The sequence below is a fragment of the Rhizobium sp. KNZ2-6A genome (assembly GCF_056755475.1).
In genome coordinates this window covers 1-21914 of sequence record NZ_JBNDIC010000059.1, presented here as the reverse complement: position 1 = coordinate 21914, position 21914 = coordinate 1, and the positions used below count along the sequence as shown (strand labels likewise).

Here is a 21914-nt window from a genome sequence, read left to right as displayed (position 1 = left end):
TCCAACCCATGGGGAGATATGACGATGAAAGTGCACCACAGCACCCAGAACTATTTCAGCACGCCGATCCGCAGCCAGCAGAGCAGCGACAGCGACGACAGCTCAGCGTTCTCGCTGCTAGGTGATGGTGGCGGCCAACAGAAGGATTCGCAGGGACCTTCCATCTCGTCCAACGGTGTCCCCTCCTCCATTTCCTCCGGCTTCTGGCTCAACCAGCTCAGTCGGGCGTCGTCCTCCACATCGGGGGGCACCGACGATCAGTCGAGTGCGAGCGCTTCCGGCAGCGGCTCGGCCTCGTCGAGCAAGCAATCCGACCAGGACATTCTGGACGAGTTTGCCAAATGGGCGAATATGACGCCGGCGCAGAAGATCCGCGCACAGTATCTCGAAGCGCACGGCCTGACGGAAGATTCCTTCAAGGCGCTGTCGGGCGATGACCAGAAGGCCATCAACGACCAGATCGCCACCGAGATCAAGCAAAAGCTCGGCGTCGGCAATGCCGACGCCGATGGAGATGGCGACAAGGAAACGGACAGCACCGCCTCGGCATTGTCCATCGCCTGAACGACTTACGAAACTGCATGAAGGCGATACGACCCTGATTCACATTATGGCCGTATCATCTTGTTTTCGTTTAATATATTTCGTTATTGCCCGACCATTCCGGTAACGATCTTGCTGACTTCGGCAAAGACAGCCTCTACGTCTTTTGCCGACGCCGTCGCCTCCGCAATGAAAGTTGTAACCAAAACGGGGCCACGTTCCGGTGGCCAGATCACGGCGATATCGGCATAGGAGCCGTTGTTGCCGGTGCCGGTCTTGTCACCGACCTTCCACTCCTTCGGCAGACCCGCGCGCAGGCGATTATTGCCCGTGGTGTTGGCAACCAGCCAGTTAACCAGCTGATCCCTGGAGGTTTCCGACAGTGTGTTGCCGAGAGTCAGGAGGCCGATACTGTCAAGCATCGCATCCGGTGTCGTCGTATCGCGTGGGTCGTCCTTGGCCGCCTGGTTGACATCGGGCTCGTTGCGGTCGAGGCGGGTTTCGGTGTCGCCTGTCGTGCGCAGCCAGGAGGTCAGGGCAGCAGGGCCGCCAAAGCTTTCAAGCAGCAGATTGCCGGCCGTATTGTCGCTCAGCGTGATCGCCGCACCGCAAAGCTCGGCCACGGTCATGCCGTCGGTGCCGGCATGTTTTTCGGTCTCCGGCGAATAGGTGACCACCTTATCCTTGCCGTAGGTGACGCGACGGTCGAGCTTTTCCGTGCCCTGATCGACACGCGCCAGCACGAAGCCGACGGCGAGCGCCTTGTAGGTGCTGCAAAGGGGGAAGCGCTCCTCCTCGCGATGGCCGAGGGAAATATTGGTTTCGGTGTCGAGCACCGAAACGCCGAGCCGGCCGCCGGTCTTCTTTTCCAGATCCGTAAGCTGCTTGTCGACATCGTCGGACAGTTGCGAGCTATCCTGCGATCCGCCGCCTTCCATCCCCTGGCCGCTGGCGTCGGGCACCGCCGAATTATCCGTTGCCTGGGGCGTCTGTGGTGAGGCGCCGCTGGCCTGGGCGAACAGCGCATCGGGGCCAAGCGTCAGGGCGGGAAGGAGCAGCGCCGAGCCCGCCATGAGGCGGCGGCGGGTGAGCAATGTGGGCATGCGAAAAGCCTCCAGCAGAATCGGGCAGATTTTGGGCTATGCGAGGAATGTGGCAAGCCTCTGACCTCACCGATTGCTAGCGGATTTTATGCCGCCTTGTCGACCGTGACTTCAACGGTAACGTGCGACAATTCATGAATAGCGGCAAGCCGGGCCTTGTAGAAGGACGGGTCGCGCGAGACGGGCGTTGCGACCGCGACGATGGCGGCATGATGTCCGGGGCCGACCTGCCAGACATGGAGATCGGTGATGCGATCCTCCTCCGTCTCGATCGCCTCGCGGATCTCATCGGGCAGATCTTCGCCCGGCGGAATGAAGTCGAGCAGAACCGCGCCGGAAATGCGCAGCAGGCCCCATGCCCATTGCAGGATCACCAGGCCGCCGACGATGCCCATGACAGGATCGAGGAAGGTCCAGCCGAAACGGCTGCCGAGCAGCAGGGCAACGATAGCGAGAACCGAGGTCATCGCATCGGCGATGACGTGGACGTAGGCGGAACGGAGATTGTTGTCCCTGCCGCCTTTCTGACCATGATCGTGATGGTGATCGTGATCCTCATGATGATGGTCGTGATCATGGGCATGACCATGACCGTGGCCGTGGCCGTGGCCGTGGTGATGATGGCTGTGATCGTCGCGCAGCAACCAGGCGCTGACGAGATTGACGACGAGGCCGACAACAGCAATTGCGATGGCCTCGCGAAAATTGATCACCACCGGATCGAGCAATCTGAGAATGCTCTCCCAGCCCATGATCAGCGCGATCAGTGCCAGCACGATGGCACTGGCAAAGCCCGCAAGATCGCCGAACTTGCCCGTGCCGAAGGTGAAGCGCGCATTGTACACATGCCGGCGGGCATAGAGATAGGCAAGCGCTGAAATCAACATGGCGCTCACATGCGTCGACATATGCCAGCCATCGGCGAGCAGCGCCATCGAGCCGTAAATCGTGCCCGCGCCGATCTCGACCACCATCATCACCGCTGTCAGCGCGATGACGAGCCAGATGCGGCGTTCGTTGCGCTGGTGGTCGGAGCCCAGGAAGACGTGGCTGTGGCCCGTTTCGGGGGAAATACTCATAACGTTAGTCTCTCTTTGGACGCATGAAGCGGTCAGCGCAGATAGGTCTTCAGCACGTCGGCTATCTCATCGACCGCCTGCCGGCGGGCGTCTTCGGTTTCGGCAAGCAGCACATGTTCATGCAGATGATCCTCCAGCACCTCTCCGGTCAGCCCCGTCAGGGCACCACGAATGGAGGCAAGGAGCTGCAGGATTTCCCCGCATGGCCGCTCAGCCTCCAACGCTCGCTCCACCGCCTCCATCTGCCCCTTGAGGCGACGAATGCGGGAAAGGAGCTTGGCTTGCTGTCGAATGGTGTGTGACATTACGGCCTCGATTTATAATATAGGGGGGTATACTATTTTTGGCGATCGATTGGAAGCCTTCTCTTGAAGCGGTTGGGCCGGGCCCAATGGCTGTGGCAGCTCGCCAAGCTGGCCTCGGCGCCAATGCCGGCCTTGCAAATTCCATCGCCAATCGCATATATGTCTATAGAGACTAGAGGTATTGGAGGCCCACGCAATGCTGTCGATCGGCGATCTATCCAAGCGGACCGGCGTTAAAGTACCGACGATCCGCTATTACGAGCAGATGGGGCTGATATCGGAGCCCGACCGCAGCGAAGGCAATCAGCGGCGCTATTCCAAAACCGATCTCGAGCGCCTGGCCTTTATCCGACATGGCCGCGACCTCGGCCTGACGATCGATGCCATCAAGGAGCTGATCTCACTGAGCCAGCATCCCGACCGCCCCTGCGTCGGCGCCGACCGCATCGCCAAGGAGCATCTGGATGACGTTCGCACCAAGATCGCCAGGCTGAAGAAGCTGGAGCATGAGCTGGAGCGCATCGTCTCGCATTGCGACGGCCACAGCATCGAAGACTGCTATGTGATCCGGGCGCTTTCCGATCACGGGCTATGCGAACACGAGCACTGAGCCCCCATTGACAAATAGGCTGAACCGGATCATTGATGCGCCCATGATCACGAACGCGCTCCATAATTGCTCGTATTTTTGGCTGTACCTGTAACGGGCGGCCAAGAGAGATCATATTGTCAACAAGCCGCCGTCAGGCGGCTTTGTTGTATCGGCAGCGTCCTGACGGCTCATTGAAAAACAAGGACGCAAAATGCCATGCTAGACGATAGCGACATTTCACTTCTCCGCCCGCCGGTGCTCACCATCCGCAACGCGCAGCCGCGCGATCTGCCTGACCTCAACGACATGATCCGGCTGCTCGCCGCCCATCATGGCGACCCATCCGGTACGACGCCCGAACAGCTCGAGCGCGACCTCTTCGGCCCGGCGCCCTGGATCACGGCGCTTGTTGCCGAAGGAGAGCAAGGGCTGATCGGCTACGCCATCCTTGTGCCGCTCTACAAGGCCCAGGAAGGCCAACGCGGCATGGACCTGCACCATCTCTTCGTGCGCGACGGCCATCGCGGCCATGGCGTCGGACAGCATCTCGTCGACCGCGCCCGCGATATCGCCCGCAAGGCCGGCTGCAGCTACCTTTCCGTGGGAGCCGCGACGGGCAATGTCCAGGCCCACCGCTTCTACGAAAACATGGATTTCAAGCCGCGTCCGGTCACCGGCATGCGTTATCTGCAGGCGCTCGCCTGATGCCGGCCTTTAACGGGATCGCCGTCTGATACTGACTTAGCGATCGATGGCGATCCCGCGGCCTGCAAAGAACCTCTCAAATATCTCCAGCGGCATTTCTGCGTTCTCGCGCGTCGCATCGATGTGACCTGAGGGATTGTGGAAGCGGATCGTATCTCCATCGATTGCTGTCACCAGCACCAGATGGCCGCCCTTGGCTGGCGGCTCCGTCTCGGGCCAGCGGATGGAGTGATGCACCGAGGCGATGAAAAACTCCGATTGCGCGAGGACATCGGCGATGTCGGCGACGGAAATTCCGGTGACGACCCTGGCATTCAGATCGAAGCGATCCTTAACGAAGGGAACAAACGGCGCGTAGATCAGCCCTTTGATCTTGCCATCCGGCTCCTCAACATAGCCGCCATACTCCCAGCAACCCATGGCCAAATCCATGATCCGGATTGTTTTGCCGGTGCGGGCAGCAAGCACCATCTTCAGGCAGGCCATGCCGCAGAGATTGCCGGCCCAGCGGGCATAATCCTCGACGCTGCCAGCGCCGGACGACGCCCAGAGCGGGTCCTTCAACAAGGCAGCCTGCGCGCCTTCGGCCACGACCGCCAGCGTCATGTCGGGCGTTTCCCACTGGCTGAAATAAGGAACCTTTTGCGTCACCCTTGCATCCACGACCATTCTCTCCCGTTGCGCGAATCCGTGCGGTTGCTGCTGTAAGCTTCATTGGAAATGCGCTAGAAAAATGGCTATCGGCTCCGATCTGTAACTGGAGGTGCACTTTGGAACAGAGGTTCACATTCGATGGCGTCGCCGGCCTCTATAATATCTCCCGCCCGCCTTACCCTGACGCGCTTTTCGCGGACATCATCGCCTTTGCCGGGCTGGAGGCCAAGGATCAGGTTCTCGAAATCGGCTGCGGCACGGGACAGGCGACAGAGGGGTTTGCCGGCCGAGGCCTCTCCGTTCTCGCGCTTGATCCCGGCGCGGAGCTGATTGCGGTAGCGAGGGAAAGATTGGCGGGATTTCCGCAGGTCCAATTCCAGCAAACCACCTTCGAAGCATGGCCGGGCGAGTCGGAGCGCTTCAGGCTGATAGCGGCGGCACAATCCTTCCATTGGGTTTCGCCCGAACTGCGCTTCGCCAAGACGGCTGCTCTGCTGGCGCCGGAAGGAACACTTGCCGTCTTCGGCAATGTGCCGATGCCGCCCGCGCCGCCGTTTGCCGGAGCATTCGCCGATATCTATGCTCACCACGCGCCACAGCTCGCAGGGCCACCCGCGGAAGCATGGTATCTGCCCGATGGTCCCTTCGCCGCGTTGCTACGGCAGTCCGACCATTTCGAAGCTCAAGCGCATTACTGCTACCGCTGGAGCCGATCGCATACGGCGCAAAGCTATACCGACCTGCTGCGCACGCTCTCAAGCTACCGGCTTTTGGCCGGGGATCGGCGGGAAGCACTGCTTTCCGAGCTTGCCAATGCCATCAACGCCCAAGGCGGCGAATTGGAACTGCATTACGAGACGCATCTCTATCTCGCGCGGCGTTCGGACGCGACCTGAACAACCCCACCTATTTCGCCGGCAGTGCCTTCAGATAGGTCGCGATCGCCTCGCGATCGGAAGCCGGCAGGCGAGCGATGTTCTGCTGGACCTCGGCCATCGGGCCGCCGGCGGAATCATAGTCTGGCGTGAAGCCGGTTTCGAGGTAGTTGGCGATGTCGCCGGCGCTCCAGCTGCCGACCGCCTTGGAGCCCGGCCCGATATCCGGGATCCGGCCCTTGCCCTCCGGATTGGGCGCTCCCGCCAGCCATTGGCCGCTCATGAAGCCGCCGAGGCTGTCGCGCGGCGTATGGCATTCGCCGCAATGGCCCGGCCCTTCCACCAGATACTGCCCGCGCTTGATCTTGTCGTCGGCATTGGTAAGGACGACACGCGGCTGATCGTTGAGATAAAGAAACTTCCAGCCGCCAAGCGCCAGCCGGATGTTGAAGGGAAAAGGCAGCTCGTGCGGCGGGGCGACATTGCTGCTCTTCGGCAGGGTCTTCAGGAAGCCCCAGAGATCATTGATGTCCTTTTCGCTCATGCGGGCATAGGAGCCATAGGGAAAGGACGGATAGAGATGCTCGCCATTTTTGCCGACGCCCCGCTTCATGGCATTGCCGAAATCGGCAAGTGTCCAGGTTCCAAGCCCCGCCTTCTCATCCGGCGAAATGTTCGGGACATGGAAAGTGCCGAAGGAGCTGGTGAGCGCCAGGCCGCCCGAAAGCACCAGCTTGGCATCGCCTTTCGCCCCAGGAGCTGCGTGACAGCTCGTGCAGCCGCTGGCCCAGAAGACCATCTCGCCGTTCTTGACATCGGGATCGCCGAGATTGGCCCAATGGCTCGCCGGAAAGGGCGATGGGGCGGTGACGACATAGAATGCGCCAAGGCCAAGAATGATCACGCCGAAAAGGCAAAGCAGCCACCGGACAAACCGCGCCATCATCACTACCCTCTAGCCTTGGTTCCAAAACCACAAAACCCCGCACCGGCGGCGAAACCGGTGCGGATGCCAGAACCAAACCAATTTTCAGACAAGGCCGACCTACCGCTTAGTCTTTCTTGATGCGGTAGGCCTGATGACAGGCGCCGCAGCTGCCGCCGAGGGTCTTCAGCGTCGCGCCGACCCCGTCCTTGTCGGCGGGGAGTTGGGCAAGCGCCGTCTCGGCATCGGTGGAAAGCTTGGCGGCCTTTGCCTTGAAGTCATCGAGATTGTCCCAAACCTTCGGATTGACCTCGGCATCATTCTTGTCGCTCTGCGGATTGAACTGATCCGGGAAAGCCTTGGCCGTTTCGGCGATCGTCGTCAGCGATGCCTTGACGATATCGGCATCGTAAGGCTTGTCGCCCTTGGCAATCGCACCGAGAGCCCCCGCGGCGCCACCGATCTTCTTCATCAAACCGATGCGGGAGTCATGCGTGCCGTCGGCAGCGACGACCGAACCCAATGCGATGCCGGCCAGAGCCGTTGCCGCCACAATCGCTTTCCACTTCATTTCGTTCTCCTACCTCTTCCTGGTGCTCAAGACCGCATGCGCGGCCGGGGCATGATTACGGGCGACATGTTTGCCGGTTTCCCATCCGGCAATGAAGTCACAAAGTGGTGAGAACCGAGTGAAATCAGTGTCATGCTATCGACACACTCATTCGCCGCGTCAGCCCTTATGCGATTTTCAAGCCCTCCCAGACCGTGAACACCGAAACAGCAACGAGCAACAACCCGGCCGCCCGGCCCGCAAAGGCCGTTGCCTGCGGATTGGCCACCAGCAGATCGCGGCTGCGCCCGGCAGTGATCGCAAGTCCGCCATAGACGGCAAATTGCGTTGCGATGGTCATGGCTCCCATGATGACGGCCTGTATCCACATCGGGCCGTAATCCGGCTTCAGGAACTGCGGGTACACGGCAAAAATGAAGAGATAGGCCTTGGGATTGATGAGGCAAGTCACCGCTCCCTGACGAAAGGCTTTCCAGGCGGAGCGGCTGCCGGCCGGCCTCTCGCCTCCCACGGTGATGGAACTGCGCATCAGCGTATAGCCGATGAAGGCCATATAGGCGCCGCCGGCAATCAGCAACGGATTGAAGAGAATGGGCACGAAATGCATCAGCAGGCCGATGCCAACGGCACCGTTCAGCGAATGCACTACACCGCCGAGCATGATGCCGCCCGTCGCGGCTAGGCCGCGATTGCTGCCGCCGGTCAGGGAATTGGCGAGCACGAACAGCATGTCCATGCCCGGCACGATGATGATGCCTAAGAGGAGAATGAAGAAGAGCCAGAGATTTTCTGCGTAACCCATGTCAGTTGCCTATCGTCCTCTCTTCGAATGCGGGAGAGGAAATGGTTGATTTTCAAGCGAATAGGCAGTCTTATAAATCGAGCCAACTGACGGGGTGTTGTCAGTAGCCTTCATCTTGAGGGTAATGAAATGCGCAAGGCATCGCGCCTGTTCGAGATCATCCAGATCCTGCGGCTGGCCAAAAGGCCGGTGACAGGGGCCGATATCGCCGCCCAGCTGGAGGTGACGGTGCGCTCGGTCTATCGGGATATCGCAGCGCTTCAGGCGATGCGGGTGCCGATCGAGGGCGAACGCGGTATCGGCTATATCTTGCGGCCCGGCTTCGACCTGCCGCCGTTGATGTTCTCGATCGAGGAAATGGAAGCGATCGTGCTGTCGCTGGCGCTATTGGAGCGCACCGGCGATGTCGAGCTGAAGCAGGCGGCCAAGCGCGTCACCACGAAGATTGCCGGTGCCGTGCCGCCGCCGCTGCGCCAGACGCTCGACGCCAATGCGCTGCATGCCTGGGGCTTTGCCGCACCTTCCGCCTCGGCGATCGATCTCTCGCTGGTGCGCCGCGCCATTCGTGACGAGGAAAAGCTCGACCTTGCCTATCGCGATGAACTCGGCCGTGCCACCGAACGCATCATCCGGCCGATCGCGCTGATCTATTATGCCGAAACCGCCAATATCGTCGCCTGGTGCGAGTTGCGTCAGGCGATCCGCAATTTCCGCAGCGACCGGATCGAAGATTGCCAACCGACCGGGTTCTGGTTCAAGGGCGAAGGCGACGGCCTCAGGCAGATCTGGGTGAATGGCTGGCAGATAGACACCCCAGCCGCTGCCGGCTGAGGTGTTCGGGCCTTAGACGATCATACCGCCCGAGACTTCGATGCGCTGGCCATTGACCCAGCGATTGTCATCCGACAGCAGCGAGGCGATCATCGGGCCGATGTCGTCTGGTAGGCCGGCGCGACCGAGCGCCGTCATGGAGGCAACCATCCTGTTGACCTCCGGGTTGTCGCGAACGATACCGCCGCTGAAATCCGTCTGGATCGCACCCGGCGCAACCGTATTGACGGCGATGCCGCGGGCGCCGAGCTCCTTGGCGAAATAACGCGTCAGAACCTCCACGGCACCCTTCATGGCCGCATAGGCCGACGAGCCCGGATTGCTGAAGCGGGCAAGGCCGGAGGAAATATTGACGATGCGGCCACCATCCACGATGTGCGGCAGCAGCTTCTGCGTCAGGAAGAAGACGCCCTTGAGATGGACGTTGTAGAGCTTGTCGAACTCGGCTTCCGTCGTTTCCGCGATGGAGGCGTGATAGGAAGTGCCGGCGTTGTTGACGAGGAAATCAAAACGATCACGGCCCCATACCTGCTGCAGCGCGCGACCGACGTCGGCTACGAAAGCGTCGAAGGATGCAACATTGCCGGCATCGAGCTTCAGGGCCACTGCCTTTTGGCCGAGCGCCTCGATCTCGGCAACGGCGCTATCGGCTTCTGCCTTATTCGCATTGTAGGTCAGGATCACATCGCCGCCGCGTCGGGCGAGATGAATGGCGGTATTGCGCCCGAGCCCGCGGCTGCCGCCGGTGATGATCGCGATCTTTGCCTTTGATTTATTGATATTTTCCGTTGTCATTGCCGTTTTCCAGAGAATGTTTAATGACGCAAAGTTACGCCCCGAGTGCCATTCCTTGAATGCCGGAACTCTCGAATTTCTTGCCTATTCCTCCAAGCGCCTTGCCGGACCGCAGCGCGCTGCTATGATGAGAACAATCACATCCAGCCCTGGAGATCGGTCATGTCATCGGCCCTGAAAGAGGCGATCACGCAATTCATCGAAGCCAGCGATGGCGGCGAGAACGGGCTGTTTTCGACCGGCATCGATGGCCTGCATATCATGCGCTCAACGGAACTGAAGATGCCGCATGCGATGATCTACCGGCCGGCGCTCTGTGTCATCGTTCAGGGCGCAAAGCAATTGATGTTGAACGACAGGGTGATCGACTATGCCGAGATGCAGGCCCTCATCATCAGCATAGAATTGCCTGCAGCCGGCAAGGTGGTCCAGGCAAGCGAGGAGAAGCCTTACATGGCGATCTCGCTCGAATTCGATGTCGGCGTGCTGCGCGAGGTGATGGAACAGCTCGACAAGCCGCCGAAGCCGACAGGCGGCGCGCGTCTCGGCATCTTCGTCGAGAATCTCAGCCAGCAGCTCGCCGATTGCCTCGTGCGGCTGACGCGCCTGCTCGCAACACCCAGCGCTATTCCGGTCATCTATCCGGCAATCATGCGGGAAATCTGCTTCTGGCTGCTGGCCGGCCCCAATGGCGGCGAGGTCTGCAAGCTGGTGCTGCCGGATGGCCAGACACGACGCACTGCCGATGCCATTCGGCTCTTGCGCGATAATTTCGCCGAGCCTGTGCGCATCGAGCAGCTGGCGGCCGCCGCGCGCATGAGCCCCTCCTCCTTCCACCAGCACTTCAAGACGCTGACCTCGATGACTCCGCTGCAATATCAGAAGCAGATGCGGCTGCTCGAAGCTCGCCGCCTGATGGTCGCCGGCCATGCCAATGTCGAGAGCGCCGCCTATCAGGTGGGTTACGAAAGTGCCTCGCAATTCAGCCGCGAATACACCCGCATGTTCGGCAGGCCACCGAAGAGGGACGTCATCGAGATGCGGATGGCAGCGGAATAAGATTCAGCGTAGAACCAGAACCCGGCTCTCCTCGCGCCCGAACCCAGTTATCTCCAGCCGATCATCGTAAACAGCGACCATGGCATAGGCACTTGTATCTTCGGTATCGACCATGCCCTTGAAGTTGACGAAATAAATGCCGTCGGTCACCCCGAAATTGCCCGCGTGGTTGTGGCCATTAAGGTAAGCGACGACATGGTCATGCTCGGCCAGCAACGCCAGCAGGCGGTCGCTGTCGAGCGCATTATGGGAATTATCCGGGAAGATCGGGTAGTGGTTCATGACGATAACCTTCTCGCCCGCCACCTTCGCTTCCCACAGCTTTGCGGCGAGCCAGTCATATTGCGCATTGCCGATCGCCCCGTTCCAGCGCTGGCCGTTGGGTGCGCCGGCGTTCTCCAGCGTCTTCATCAGATCCTTCGCTTCCTGGCGGCGCGGATCGCCTTCCGGCGGGGCGAAGACGCTGATCTCATTACCGTCGAGCGCGATGAAGCGATAGCCGGAAAGACCGAAATCGTAGTAGTCGGCCGGCATGCCCACGCGGCCCGGCACGGTGCCCAGATGCTCGGGCGCCACGGCGAAATCATGATTGCCGAGGAGGAAGTACGTCGGGTGACGCAAGGCCTCGTAGACGGGCAGGATGGCATCGAAACTCTTCCATTCGCGATCGATGATGTCGCCGAGCGTGACGACGAAGGCGAGATCGTGCCGATTGAACTCCTCGATCGCCTCGCGAAGCTTGAGGAGACTACCCGCGGGATAGCGATTGAGGGTCAGATTAGGCTCGAGATCGGCATATTGCGGATCGGCGATGACACCGAAGCGGAAGAGCGGTGCTGATGGCATTCAGTCTCCTTGGGCTGCCTCCTGGGCGGAAGAGCGGCGTGCGGATGCACCATTGACAGCTGGCGGACATGAAAACACCCGACGCCTGGGAGACGCCGGGTGCGAAAGCCAGCCTATGCGGCAAACTTACTTCGTCGCGGCTTCGTAGCGCTCCAGGACGTAGTCCCAGTTGATCAGGCTGTCGATGAAGGCTTCGAGGTACTTCGGACGCAGGTTGCGATAGTCGATGTAGTAGGAGTGTTCCCAAACGTCGACGCCGAGGATCGGGTTGGCGCCATGAACGAGCGGGTTTTCGCCGTTCGGGGTCTTGGAGATTTCGAGCTTGCCGTTCTTGACGGAAACCCATGCCCAGCCCGAGCCGAACTGAGTAGCGCCGGCAGCGGCGAAATCGGCCTTGAACTTATCGTAGCCGCCGAGATCGGAGGCGAAGGCTGCTTCGAGCTTGCCCGGCAGCTTGTTGCCGCCGCCGCCCTTCTTCATCCACTTCCAGAAATGGATGTGGTTGTAGTGCTGGGCTGCATTGTTGAAGAGGCCGGCATTGGTGCCGAAAGACTTCTTCACGACCTCTTCGAGCGACAGGTCGGCAAGACCTGCTTCCGCAGCGAGCTTGTTGCCGTTGTCGACATAGGCCTTGTGGTGCTTGTCATGGTGATATTCGAGCGTCTCACGCGACATGAAGGGCGAAAGTGCATCGTAATCATAAGGAAGTTCAGGCAATTCGAAAGCCATGGTCATATCTCCTCTTGGCAAAAAATTGCGTCGGCAGGTGAACCGGAACATAGGAGCGGTCGCCTGGAAGAGCAACCGGCGACATGCCAAAAAAGTTGCGTACGAGAGCAAAAATTGCCCTATTTTTCAATCATGTATAGCATCGACTTAGAAATTTACCTCATTGCATATAATGACGCGTTGATGCATGCGGGAGGGCGAACGCTGAACCGTCGACAAAGCGCATCGCCAAGGCTAGGTTCGCGGATCTTCCGCCACCTGCGAGACACCCTGTGACGATCGCCTGCCTTCATACCGCCGAAAGCAACATCGCCGTCTATGAGATGGCGGCAAAAGCACTCGGATTGCCCTACGGCACGCTGCGCCATCATGTCCGCGCCGATCTTCTTCTCGCTGCCGAAAAGGTGGGACGCCTGACCGAAGAGATTTCAGCGGAAACGGCAGCGCTCCTCTGGCATCTGGCCGAGGATGCCGATGCCGTCGTGCTCAATTGCTCGACACTCGGCCCGGCCGTGTCGAAGGTCGCGGCCGGCGCCAAAGCGCCGATCATCAGGGCGGATACGACGCTGGCCGAACAGGCGGTCAAGGCCGGCGGCAAGGTCATTGTCCTCTGCACCGTCGAAACGACCATCATCCCGACGACGGCGCTGTTCGAAGCGGCAGCGAAGGCAACAGGTGCCGAGATCGAGGTTCGGCTGGTTCCCGGCGCGTGGACGCATTTCCGGGCAGGCGATCTGCAGGCCTATCTCGCCTGCGTTGCCGGTGCGGTGAAGGCGGCCCATGGCGAAGGTGCTGTCACGATCGCATTCGCACAGGCATCCATGACTGGCGCCGCACGCCTTATTCCGGAAAGCTGCCCGCAACCGATGACCGGCCCGGGGACCGCGCTTGCAGCGGCGATGGCAAAGGTCACCGGCTGACTGAGCACAGCTTTTGTTCTATGCAATTCCGGTCGGAAAACCGCTGCGCACTTTTCATTGAATTAGGCAGAAAATGCCATCAATGCCCGCTTCTAACCCCCAAAGCGGACATCCTAGTCCGCGTACGGCATACAAAGCTTTGGAAGCTCGCGGTTCCATCTGAGAGAGAGCGGTCATCAACATGACTAATCGCTCAGATTGCATTGACCTCTAGGCTTATCAACCGATCTATCAGAACGCCTGCCACGACGGTTTTTCATTTGGTCGGGCATCAAACTCCTGGCGCGATTTTCGAAACTGATCTGACTTCTCGACGACCCACGTCCAAAGGGGGATCATCCTGATCAGCAGTCCCATTCCAAGCTCCGTAAGTTCATATTCGACGCGTGGAGGCATTTCGAGAAGATCATGGCGCGTGACAAGCCCATCCCTCTCAAGTTGTCGGAGAGTGCGTGTCAACATCCGCTGGGTAACACCATGCATTCGCCGACCAATTTCGGCATGGCGCAATCTTCCATACACCCCCAGAGTGTGAATGACCCCCAGCGACCACCGATTGCCTGCATGGGTTAGAACTTCGCGCCTCACTCCATCTTCGTCTTCGCGGAGACCGTCGCAAACAGCTTGCGAGTAGCTCAGGATTTCATCTCTAGTCAGTGTTCCACCCTCCGGTCGATATGATCGTCGCGCGGGCTGGAAAAGGTGAAATTCCGAGTCAGCATCGGATCGACGATATCGGGAAGCTGCGCAACATAGGCGGCAAACAGGCGTTTGACCGCATCGCAGCGGACATTTTCGAGGGAATTCATTATGTGTCTCCTCCTTTGCATCAGGACGATTTTTGGTCGTCCGGCCACAAGCAGTTAACTCGCAACTGATTGCAACTTGCAATCAGTTGCGAGCATGAGACGGGCGAACCAACAAGGCGCTTTGCGGACTTGGCATTGCTGCCCGCCTGGTCCAAACTCCGCGGCACCCCCAACAGCAGGAAGCCATCGCGGTGTCCGAGGCTCATCATCCCATATTGGAAAAGCTGCGCCGCCTGGCGGCAAAGGATAACCGCCCGACGGTCGCGCCGAGCGGCCGCAGCTATTCCACGCTTTTCACCTTCGTGACGCGCGAACGCGAGCGCATTGCCGGCTCGGCCTTTTCTCAGGTTTCAATCGTTGCCATCCTCGAAGGTTCCAAGGAAATCGTCAGCATGGGGCGGCAGCGCCATTTTACGGCCGGTACGGTGCTCGTCCTGCCGGCCGGGTGGAGTGGCGATGTCGTCAACGATCCCGATCCGCAGACCGGCTTCTATCGAGCGATCTTCATCACCTTTCCCGAGGAATTGACGCGCCGTGCCGCAAAAGCCTTTCCGCCGGCCCGAACCGCAGCGCAGATCGACCTGCCGCTCGATCCATTGCTTGCCGCCGCCATCGGCCATGCCGGCGAAGGCATTGCCAGCGGCAAGCTGCCAATCCCGCTGATCGAGCATAGGCTGCTCGAAATCCTCATGGTGCTCGGCATGCGCGGCGCCCTTCCCGGTTCGCCTGAGACGACCGCCGAGGCGGTGCGCGCGCTGGTGCGCTGGCAGCCGGATCGCCCTTGGACGGCGGATCTCATCGCCGCCGAACTCGGTACGAGCAACGCGACACTGCGCCGCCGCCTGTCGCGCGAGGGTACTTCGCTGCGGGATGAATTGGCACGCGAGCGCGTGGCGCTGGCAACGACCCTTCTCGCCGAGGACGGGCTATCGCTGCGCGAAGCCGCCCTTGCCACCGGCTATCGCTCACCTCGCCGCTTTGCCGATCGACTTCGCAGCGCGTGAGCGTTTCAGGCAGCGCTTTGAGCGTTTTCGTACGCCGCCGCTCGGCACGAATTTGTTAGACCGTCCCCTCGAAAGCTCACGGAAGCGAACTGCGAAAGGGCAACATCATGAAAACCACGCTCAACCTTCTGAACGCCACCGTCATCGCAGCAGCCGTCGCCACGCCGGCCCTTTCGGCCGATCTCAAGGTGACGTTCGCAAAGAGTGACGGCAGAATGCTGCTGCCGGAAAACGCCTCCTGCATTTCGTCAGGATCCGACAAGTCCGCGCCCGGGCCGAATAAGAGCTTGGGCGTCTCCTGGTCCAAGGGGCCGAAGGGAACGCGCTCCTATGCGCTGACCATGGTCGATCCCGACGTTCCCACGGACTTCTCGCTGTTCAACAAGGCGGACAAGACCATCCCCAAGGATTTCAAGCGGATGGAGTTCGTTCACTGGGTGCTCGCCGATATCCCGGCGTCGCGCACCAGCCTTGCCGAAGGTACGGACGGAAACGGCCCATCAGCCGATGGCCTGCCGCTCGAGCGCACCGCCTATGGGCGGCGCGGCCAGAACGGCGCCGGCGGCGGCAACTTGAAGGATGGGCCGCATGGCGGCTATATGGGCGCCTGCCCGCCCTGGAACGACGAGCGCGTCCACAGCTACCACGTCACCGTCTATGCGCTCGATGTCGACCGACTGAACCTACCCGATCTCTTCACGCGCGCCGACCTCATCGCCGCCGCGAAAGGTCATATCCTGGCATCAGGCAGCCGGGAACTGTTTTACACATTGAATGCAAAGGCCGAGAAATGACCGAGACGAGATGGGATGCGGCAGCACCAGCCGAGCCGGAAACCGCTCATTGGATGCGAAACCTGATCATCTGCCTCGTCGGCTCGTTCACGACGATCGTGGCGATGACGCTGCTGCTTCCCTTCCTACCACTCTATGTCGAGGAACTCGGCGTCACCGATAAAGCCGCGATCGTGCAATGGTCCGGCATCGCCTATGGCGCCACCTTCTTTGCCGCCGCTTTCGTCGCGCCGCTCTGGGGGCGGCTCGGCGATATCTATGGCCGCAAGCTGATGCTGATCCGCGCCAGCCTCGGCATGACGGTCGCCATCTCGCTGATGGGCATGGCCGGCAATGTTTGGCAGCTGGTGGCACTGCGCCTCTTCACCGGCCTTGCCGGTGGCTATGCCTCGGGATCGATGGTGCTGGTGGCGGCACAGACGCCGAAGCATCGCTCGGCCTGGGCGCTGGGTACGCTTTCGGCTGGTATCATGGCCGGCAATCTCGTCGGGCCGTTGATCGGTGGCGCGCTGCCGCCGCTGATCGGTATACGCGGCACCTTCCTGCTTGCCGGCGGCGTGATCTTCTTCACCTTCCTGGCGACGACTCTTCTCATCAAGGAGGAGAAATCCACGGCTCGGAAGAAAGCCGCGAAGGCCAGTGGCAGCTGGGCCTCCATTCCGGACAAAGGCCCTGTCTTCGCCATGCTGTCGCTCGGCCTGCTGCTGATGCTTGCCAATATGTCGATCGAGCCGATCATAACAGTCTATGTCGCGCAGTTCGTCGGCGACGCACAGGTGACAATGGTTTCAGGCGTCGTCATGGCCGCAGCGGCACTCGGCAGCATCCTGTCGGCCTCCTGGCTCGGCAAGCTCGCCGACCGCATCGGCCATTGGAGCGTCATCATGGCCGCCCTTGCCGTTGCGGCGCTCTTGTTGATCCCGCAGGCTTTCGTGACCTCCGCCTGGCAATTGATCGCGCTGCGCTTCCTGATGGGCGTGGCGCTTGGCGGTCTCCTGCCCTGCATCACGGCCGTCATCCGGCATAACGTTCCCGATGCGGCCACCGGCAGCATCCTCGGCCTTTCCATCTCGTCGCAATATGTCGGCCAGGTGGCGGGTCCCGTCATAGGCGGCTTCGTCGGCGGCCACATCGGCATGCGCGCCGTGTTCCTCGGCACCTGCGTGCTGCTGGCGATCGGCGCCGTCTATTGCTGGTGGGTCAGCCCGAAGAAGCAGGCCTCCATGTGAGGATCGATGACTTTGCTCAAGTTTGACGCCTGGAGATCGAGCCGGGCAGCATCGCGCCGACCGTTATAGCCGACCACAGATAAAATCGACCCCAGAACGCGCGATCGCCTCCAGCGTTTCGCGCGTATCCCCTGCGCGCGCTCGGACGGCAAGCGAATGCATGACGGCGGATGCGAGCTTTGCGAGCGTTGCAGCATCCGTGTTATCAGGGAGTTCGCCCCGCTCAATCGCAAGCTCCACGCGTTCCTTGATCGCATCATCGAATTCATTCAGGCTGCGGCGCAACACCTCCCGCACTCGATCATGCTGAATAGCCTCTGCCGTGGCGGTGCCGATCAGGAAGCAGCCACGCGCCGCAGTCTCGCCATGCAGGTATATTTTCAGAGCCTCGGCATAGATGCGCGCCAGATTTTCTCGCAGCGGCAGAGCCGGGTCGAGCGCCTCAAACAATATATCGAGACTGTCCTCGCGGTAGCCTTCCAAGGTGTCGAGATAGAGGTCCTCCTTGTCGCCGAACGCACCATAGAGGCTCGGCCGGTTCAGTTTCGTTGCGACGCTTAAATTATCCAATGAGGCTGCGGAGAACCCCCTATCCCAAAAAACCTCCCGTGCCTGCCCGATGACTGTTTTGGCGTCAAAAGCGCGTGGACGACCCTGTTTTTTCTCGCTCTTCATATTTTATACTACTTCGCACAAAAATGTTGACCGGATGAATTTTATGCGAAATGGTACAAATATTCAATGGATGCCGATGCCATACGTCGCGCCTGCATCGGAAAAGGAGAAAACGCCATGAAACTCTATATGCACGCCGCCGCTTGCTCACTGTCGCCGCACATCGTTTGTCGGGAATTGGGCCTGGATATTGAACTCGTGGAAGTTGATCGGAAGACTCATCGGACGAGTTCGGGCGAAGACTACCTTGCCATCAACGGTAATGGCTACGTGCCGGCATTGATGCTTGATGATGGGAGGGTGCTGACCGAAGGTCCTGCCATCGTGCAATTCCTCGCGGAATGTTCACCGGAGGGTTCGCGCCTCCTGCCGGAGGCGGGAACCTATGCCAGAAGCCAGGTTCAATCCTATCTGAATTTCATTACCGCCGAACTTCATAAGCCAATGGCGATGCTATTCAACGCCGCTTATGAAGGCGCTCATGCCGGCATCTATGATGCTGGTGTCCAAACGACTGGATTGGCTGAACAGCCGGTTCGTCGGCCCCTATCTGACCGGTGACGACTTCACGGTCGCTGACGCCTATCTCTTCGTCTGCTTGAACTGGTCGCCATGGATCAAGATCGATGTTGCACGGAGGCTGGCGTTACAGGAATTCATGACTCGCGTCAGCGCAAGACCGAGCGTCCGCCACGCGCTCCAGGCCGAAGACCTTGAGGCCTTCGAGACTGATGGCGTCTTCTTCGCGCCGCGATCCTACATTGCTTCGGCAGGTCGTGTAGGAACACCCGTGCGGCCATAAACGGCCGCACTCCTCTGCATGTCCCTCTCCTTGTGAGAAGGGTTTATTCCTCGCTGGCGCTGCGGCCGTGTGCCCAATCCATGTAAAGTTCCAGTGCCTTGCGGGCGACGGGTCCCTCCTGAAATTCACGATCATCGAGGCGGTTGACGCTGACGACCTTGGAATAGTTGCCGGTCGTGAAGATCTCGTCGGCGCCCATGAACTGCTCGACGGACAGGGTCTCCTCGCGCACGTCGAAGCCTTCCTGGCGCAGCAGGCCGATAACGCGGGCACGCGTGATGCCGGCAAGGAAGGTACGGTTGGCCACCGGCGTATAGACGATGCCGTCCTTGACCATGAAGACGTTGGAGGTTGCCGTCTCGACGACATTGCCGTTCATGTCGCGCACGAGCGCATTGTTGAAACCGCGGCTTCTCGCTTCCAGGATCATGCGGCCGCTATTCGGATAGAGGGAGCCAGCCTTGGCGTCGGTCATCGCCGTTTCCGGCGACGGACGGCGGAAGGGCGAAACTGTCAGCGTGATGCCGCCATTGCCGCCGAGCGGCGCCTCGAAGAGGCAGAGAGCAAAGCGCGTCGATTCCGCATCGACGGCAACGACGCTGCCCGGCAAGCCGTGCTCACCCCAATATATCGGCTTGATGTAGATCGGCGTCTTGCCATCGAACTTCCTGATGCCTTCCCAGGCGAGCGCCTCGATCTCCCCGGCAGTCTTGATCGGCTTCAATCCCATGGCAATGGCCGAACGATTGATACGCTGGCAATGCAGATCGAGATCGGGCGCGATGCCATCGAACCAGCGTGCGCCGTCGAACACGGTCGATCCCAGCCACATGGCGTGCGAAGTCGGCCCGATCAACGGCGGATTGCCGGAAAGCCATTCTCCTTCGACATAGGTGCAGGTGGTGGTGCGGGGCGACGTATCGACGGGCATGGTGGGTTCCTCCCTTAAAGCGGTTCAGCTTTTCACGGAAACTCTGAACTGCTCTATCTTTTTGTTTTCATGCAATTCCGGACGGAAAACCGCTCAGCACTTTCCCTGGAATTGCTCTAGGTGGCGAAGACCAAATAGCCGCACAATCCTAAGGTCAAGCGGAAACTGGGCGGCAAAATTCATTTGCAACAAAGCGCCCGATACCGCATTCATAGCGCAATTTTCATGCGCCGAAACAACAGCTTGACGAATGGGTCCATCAGGAAAAATGATTGATCGGACAGATGTCAGGGAAGAGCGAGAACTCCCATGAAAGCCATGTATTACGAGGCCTTCGAGGCAACACCCGAAATCCGCACTCTGCCGGACCCGACGCCGGGCGAAGACGGCGTGGTCATCGCCGTCGGCGCGACCGGGCTCTGCCGCAGCGACTGGCATGGCTGGATGGGGCATGATCCGGATATCAAGCTGCCGCATGTGCCGGGCCACGAGCTTGCCGGCAAGGTGGTTGCGACCGGCAGCGGCGTCGTTCGCTTCAAGGTCGGTGATCGCGTCACCGTTCCCTTCGTCTCCGGCTGTGGCCACTGCGCGGAGTGCCACTCCGGCAATCAGCAGGTCTGCCCGAGCCAGTTCCAGCCCGGCTTCACCCATTGGGGCTCCTTTGCCGAATATGTCGCGATCGACTATGCCGACACCAATCTCGTCCATCTGCCCGATACGGTCGACGACGCGACGGCGGCGAGCCTCGGCTGCCGGTTCGCCACCTCCTTCCGCGCCGTTGCCGATCAGGCGAAGACGCGGCCGGGCGAGTGGATCGCCGTGCATGGCTGCGGCGGTGTCGGCCTCTCGGCGATCATGATCGCCAGCGCCCTTGGCGCCAATGCCATCGCCGTCGATATTTCCGACGAGAAGCTCGCCTTCGCGCGCGAGTGCGGCGCGGTGGCGACCATCAATGCGGCAGAGGTTGCCGATGTGGCCGAGGCGGTACGCGAGATCACCAAGGGCGGCGCGCATGTCTCGATCGATGCACTCGGCCACCCCACCACCTGCTTCAACTCCATCAAGAACCTGCGCCGACGCGGCCGGCATGTGCAGGTCGGCCTCATGCTCGGCGATTATGCGACACCGCAGATCCCGATGGCGCAGGTCATCGGCCATGAGCTCGAGATCTACGGCAGCCACGGCATGCAGGCCTGGCGCTACGACGCCATGCTCGACATGCTCGCCGCCGGCAAGATCGCGCCGCAGAAGCTCATCGGCCGCAGGATAAGCCTGGAAGAGGCCGTTCCGGCGCTCATGACGCTCGACAAGGCCGAAGGCAAAGGCATCAGCGTCATTACACGGTTCTGATATATCCCGGTGCTATGCGCGTCGGGGGAAACGACAATTCAGAAAGAGGATACGCTCATGGCATGGTCTGCCGGCCAATATGTTAAATTCGAGGATGAACGCACGCGCCCGGCGCGAGACCTCTTGGCGCAGGTGCCGCTGGAGCGTATCGAGCATGCCGTCGATCTCGGTTGCGGCCCGGGCAATTCAACGGAGTTGATCGTCGAGCGATATGGCGCCGCTAGCGTCTCCGGCCTCGACAGCGACGACAACATGCTGGAGGCTGCGCGCAAGCGCATGCCCGGCACGCGTTTCGTCAAGGCCGATCTTGCCACATGGCGGCCGGAAAAACCTGTCGACCTGCTCTTTGCCAACGCCGTGTTCCAGTGGCTGCCTGATCATCTCGACATCCTCGATCACCTGATGGACGGCCTGAAACCCGGCGGCGTGCTTGCCGTGCAGATGCCCGACAATCTGACCGAGCAGAGCCATCTAATGATGGAGGAGACCGGCAAGCACGGCCCCTGGAGCGATGCCTTCGCGAGGAAAAGCGTGCGGCGCAATCCGCTGCCCGCGCCTTCGGTCTATTATAACAGGCTGATCGGCAAGTCGGCCGGGATCGATATCTGGCACACCAACTATAATCACGCGCTGGAAAATGCGGCAGCCATCGTCGAATGGGTAAAGGGCACGGGCCTGCGCCCCTACCTCGACCATGCCGGCGCGGAGCATCGCGATGCCTTCGCCGCCGAATATCTGAAGCATATCGAGAAAGCCTATCCGCCGCTCGCCGACGGCAAGGTGCTGTTGCGCTTCCCGCGGCTTTTCCTGGTTGCCGTGAAAAACTAGGCAACCGATCCATTCCGAAAACAGGCTGGCGCCGGCGTGCCGATCCCATAGACAACCGCCGCCGGCCCGCGCTACAGCGCTGCGCGCCACATGTGGCGCGCAAAGGTCGCTGTAACACTTTAAATCTGCTGCATAATTTTATCCTTAAATCGATTCCG

26 protein-coding genes and 1 pseudogene are annotated in these 21914 nt (G+C 60.4%); 13 read left to right on the top strand and 14 right to left on the bottom strand.

Features of this window, described 5'->3' with window-relative positions:
• Positions 1-24 precede the first annotated feature (24 nt).
• Entirely contained in the window at positions 25-564 is a 540-nt protein-coding gene (locus tag ACPYOP_RS28350) for a hypothetical protein (protein ID WP_481413589.1), read from the top strand.
• An 83-nt stretch (positions 565-647) separates the two neighbouring features.
• Here ACPYOP_RS28350 and bla read toward each other — a convergent pair whose 3' ends face one another.
• The 3 genes from bla to dmeR all read right to left on the bottom strand — a co-directional run bounded on the left by bla (position 648) and on the right by dmeR (position 3030).
• Positions 648-1646, bottom strand: a complete 999-nt coding sequence (gene bla, locus ACPYOP_RS28345) for a class A beta-lactamase (RefSeq protein WP_481413588.1) — start codon at positions 1644-1646, stop codon at positions 648-650.
• A gap of 86 nt (positions 1647-1732) precedes the next feature.
• Positions 1733-2725 carry a CDF family Co(II)/Ni(II) efflux transporter DmeF gene (gene dmeF / locus ACPYOP_RS28340; protein WP_481413587.1) on the bottom strand — a complete coding sequence of 331 codons (993 nt, stop codon included), beginning with the start codon at positions 2723-2725 and terminating at the stop codon, positions 1733-1735.
• A gap of 32 nt (positions 2726-2757) precedes the next feature.
• Positions 2758-3030 carry a Ni(II)/Co(II)-sensing transcriptional repressor DmeR gene (gene dmeR / locus ACPYOP_RS28335; RefSeq protein WP_481413586.1) on the bottom strand — a complete coding sequence of 91 codons (273 nt, stop codon included), beginning with the start codon at positions 3028-3030 and terminating at the stop codon, positions 2758-2760.
• A 196-nt stretch (positions 3031-3226) separates the two neighbouring features.
• Between dmeR and ACPYOP_RS28330 the strand changes: the two genes are divergently transcribed.
• Positions 3227-3640, top strand: a complete 414-nt coding sequence (locus ACPYOP_RS28330) for a MerR family transcriptional regulator (RefSeq protein WP_112340330.1) — start codon at positions 3227-3229, stop codon at positions 3638-3640.
• Between the two features lie 198 nt (positions 3641-3838).
• On the top strand, positions 3839-4327 hold the full coding sequence (locus tag ACPYOP_RS28325) for an N-acetyltransferase family protein (protein WP_481413585.1): 489 nt from the start codon (positions 3839-3841) through the stop codon (positions 4325-4327).
• A gap of 36 nt (positions 4328-4363) precedes the next feature.
• Here ACPYOP_RS28325 and ACPYOP_RS28320 read toward each other — a convergent pair whose 3' ends face one another.
• Entirely contained in the window at positions 4364-4996 is a 633-nt protein-coding gene (locus ACPYOP_RS28320; protein WP_481413584.1) for a C39 family peptidase, read from the bottom strand.
• A gap of 101 nt (positions 4997-5097) precedes the next feature.
• Here ACPYOP_RS28320 and ACPYOP_RS28315 point away from each other — a divergent pair, with 101 nt between their 5' ends.
• On the top strand, positions 5098-5877 hold the full coding sequence (locus tag ACPYOP_RS28315; protein WP_481413583.1) for a class I SAM-dependent methyltransferase: 780 nt from the start codon (positions 5098-5100) through the stop codon (positions 5875-5877).
• 10 nt (positions 5878-5887) lie between these two features.
• On the opposite strand, the gene ACPYOP_RS28310 is transcribed toward ACPYOP_RS28315, so the two are convergent.
• From ACPYOP_RS28310 to ACPYOP_RS28300, 3 genes are all read right to left on the bottom strand, one after another.
• A complete protein-coding gene (locus ACPYOP_RS28310) occupies positions 5888-6802 on the bottom strand; it encodes a c-type cytochrome (protein WP_481413582.1) in 915 nt (304 codons plus the stop codon).
• 106 nt (positions 6803-6908) lie between these two features.
• Positions 6909-7352 (bottom strand): c-type cytochrome, encoded by a 444-nt coding sequence (locus ACPYOP_RS28305; RefSeq protein WP_481413581.1) that lies wholly within the window; start codon positions 7350-7352, stop codon positions 6909-6911.
• Positions 7353-7518: 166 nt separating this feature from the next.
• Positions 7519-8154 carry a LysE family translocator gene (locus tag ACPYOP_RS28300; RefSeq protein ID WP_481413580.1) on the bottom strand — a complete coding sequence of 212 codons (636 nt, stop codon included), beginning with the start codon at positions 8152-8154 and terminating at the stop codon, positions 7519-7521.
• A gap of 129 nt (positions 8155-8283) precedes the next feature.
• Here ACPYOP_RS28300 and ACPYOP_RS28295 point away from each other — a divergent pair, with 129 nt between their 5' ends.
• Positions 8284-8985 carry a helix-turn-helix transcriptional regulator gene (locus ACPYOP_RS28295; protein ID WP_481413579.1) on the top strand — a complete coding sequence of 234 codons (702 nt, stop codon included), beginning with the start codon at positions 8284-8286 and terminating at the stop codon, positions 8983-8985.
• 12 nt (positions 8986-8997) lie between these two features.
• On the opposite strand, the gene ACPYOP_RS28290 is transcribed toward ACPYOP_RS28295, so the two are convergent.
• On the bottom strand, positions 8998-9780 hold the full coding sequence (locus ACPYOP_RS28290) for an SDR family NAD(P)-dependent oxidoreductase (protein ID WP_481413578.1): 783 nt from the start codon (positions 9778-9780) through the stop codon (positions 8998-9000).
• Positions 9781-9942: 162 nt separating this feature from the next.
• On the opposite strand from ACPYOP_RS28290, the gene ACPYOP_RS28285 reads away from it, so the two are divergent.
• Complete coding sequence (locus ACPYOP_RS28285; RefSeq protein ID WP_481413577.1) at positions 9943-10839, top strand: AraC family transcriptional regulator; 897 nt, start codon at positions 9943-9945, stop codon at positions 10837-10839.
• A 3-nt stretch (positions 10840-10842) separates the two neighbouring features.
• On the opposite strand, the gene ACPYOP_RS28280 is transcribed toward ACPYOP_RS28285, so the two are convergent.
• Both ACPYOP_RS28280 and ACPYOP_RS28275 read right to left on the bottom strand, forming a co-directional pair.
• Complete coding sequence (locus tag ACPYOP_RS28280) at positions 10843-11685, bottom strand: metallophosphoesterase (RefSeq protein WP_481413576.1); 843 nt, start codon at positions 11683-11685, stop codon at positions 10843-10845.
• A 126-nt stretch (positions 11686-11811) separates the two neighbouring features.
• Positions 11812-12414, bottom strand: a complete 603-nt coding sequence (locus tag ACPYOP_RS28275; protein WP_120663315.1) for a superoxide dismutase — start codon at positions 12412-12414, stop codon at positions 11812-11814.
• A 272-nt stretch (positions 12415-12686) separates the two neighbouring features.
• Here ACPYOP_RS28275 and ACPYOP_RS28270 point away from each other — a divergent pair, with 272 nt between their 5' ends.
• A complete protein-coding gene (locus ACPYOP_RS28270; protein WP_481413575.1) occupies positions 12687-13334 on the top strand; it encodes an aspartate/glutamate racemase family protein in 648 nt (215 codons plus the stop codon).
• Between the two features lie 231 nt (positions 13335-13565).
• Here the strand turns inward: ACPYOP_RS28270 and ACPYOP_RS28265 are convergent, their stop codons facing one another.
• On the bottom strand, positions 13566-13922 hold the full coding sequence (locus ACPYOP_RS28265) for a winged helix-turn-helix transcriptional regulator (protein WP_481413574.1): 357 nt from the start codon (positions 13920-13922) through the stop codon (positions 13566-13568).
• A gap of 65 nt (positions 13923-13987) precedes the next feature.
• Positions 13988-14143, bottom strand: coding sequence for a hypothetical protein (locus ACPYOP_RS28260; RefSeq protein ID WP_481413573.1), 156 nt, complete (start codon positions 14141-14143; stop codon positions 13988-13990).
• 191 nt (positions 14144-14334) lie between these two features.
• On the opposite strand from ACPYOP_RS28260, the gene ACPYOP_RS28255 reads away from it, so the two are divergent.
• From ACPYOP_RS28255 to ACPYOP_RS28245, 3 genes are all read left to right on the top strand, one after another.
• Positions 14335-15147, top strand: coding sequence for a helix-turn-helix domain-containing protein (locus tag ACPYOP_RS28255; RefSeq protein WP_481413572.1), 813 nt, complete (start codon positions 14335-14337; stop codon positions 15145-15147).
• A 107-nt stretch (positions 15148-15254) separates the two neighbouring features.
• The gene (locus ACPYOP_RS28250; protein WP_481413571.1) at positions 15255-15941 is read left to right on the top strand and encodes a YbhB/YbcL family Raf kinase inhibitor-like protein; all 687 of its coding nucleotides are present in this window, start codon (positions 15255-15257) and stop codon (positions 15939-15941) included.
• Positions 15938-17170: an MFS transporter gene (locus ACPYOP_RS28245; RefSeq protein WP_481413570.1), complete on the top strand. Its 1233-nt coding sequence runs from the start codon at positions 15938-15940 to the stop codon at positions 17168-17170. Before ACPYOP_RS28250 ends, ACPYOP_RS28245 begins: the two co-directional genes overlap by 4 nt.
• Positions 17171-17233: 63 nt before the next feature.
• Here ACPYOP_RS28245 and ACPYOP_RS28240 read toward each other — a convergent pair whose 3' ends face one another.
• Positions 17234-17845, bottom strand: a complete 612-nt coding sequence (locus tag ACPYOP_RS28240; RefSeq protein ID WP_481413569.1) for a TetR/AcrR family transcriptional regulator — start codon at positions 17843-17845, stop codon at positions 17234-17236.
• A 117-nt stretch (positions 17846-17962) separates the two neighbouring features.
• Between ACPYOP_RS28240 and ACPYOP_RS28235 the strand changes: the two are divergent.
• Positions 17963-18647 (top strand): annotated as a pseudogene (locus ACPYOP_RS28235) (glutathione S-transferase N-terminal domain-containing protein).
• Positions 18648-18690: 43 nt separating this feature from the next.
• Here ACPYOP_RS28235 and ACPYOP_RS28230 read toward each other — a convergent pair.
• The gene (locus ACPYOP_RS28230; RefSeq protein WP_481413568.1) at positions 18691-19578 is read right to left on the bottom strand and encodes a branched-chain amino acid aminotransferase; all 888 of its coding nucleotides are present in this window, start codon (positions 19576-19578) and stop codon (positions 18691-18693) included.
• A gap of 309 nt (positions 19579-19887) precedes the next feature.
• Here ACPYOP_RS28230 and ACPYOP_RS28225 point away from each other — a divergent pair, with 309 nt between their 5' ends.
• Both ACPYOP_RS28225 and tam read left to right on the top strand, forming a co-directional pair.
• The gene (locus tag ACPYOP_RS28225) at positions 19888-20928 is read left to right on the top strand and encodes a zinc-dependent alcohol dehydrogenase family protein (RefSeq protein ID WP_481413567.1); all 1041 of its coding nucleotides are present in this window, start codon (positions 19888-19890) and stop codon (positions 20926-20928) included.
• Between the two features lie 57 nt (positions 20929-20985).
• Positions 20986-21756 carry a trans-aconitate 2-methyltransferase gene (gene tam / locus ACPYOP_RS28220; protein WP_481413566.1) on the top strand — a complete coding sequence of 257 codons (771 nt, stop codon included), beginning with the start codon at positions 20986-20988 and terminating at the stop codon, positions 21754-21756.
• Positions 21757-21914 lie beyond the last annotated feature (158 nt).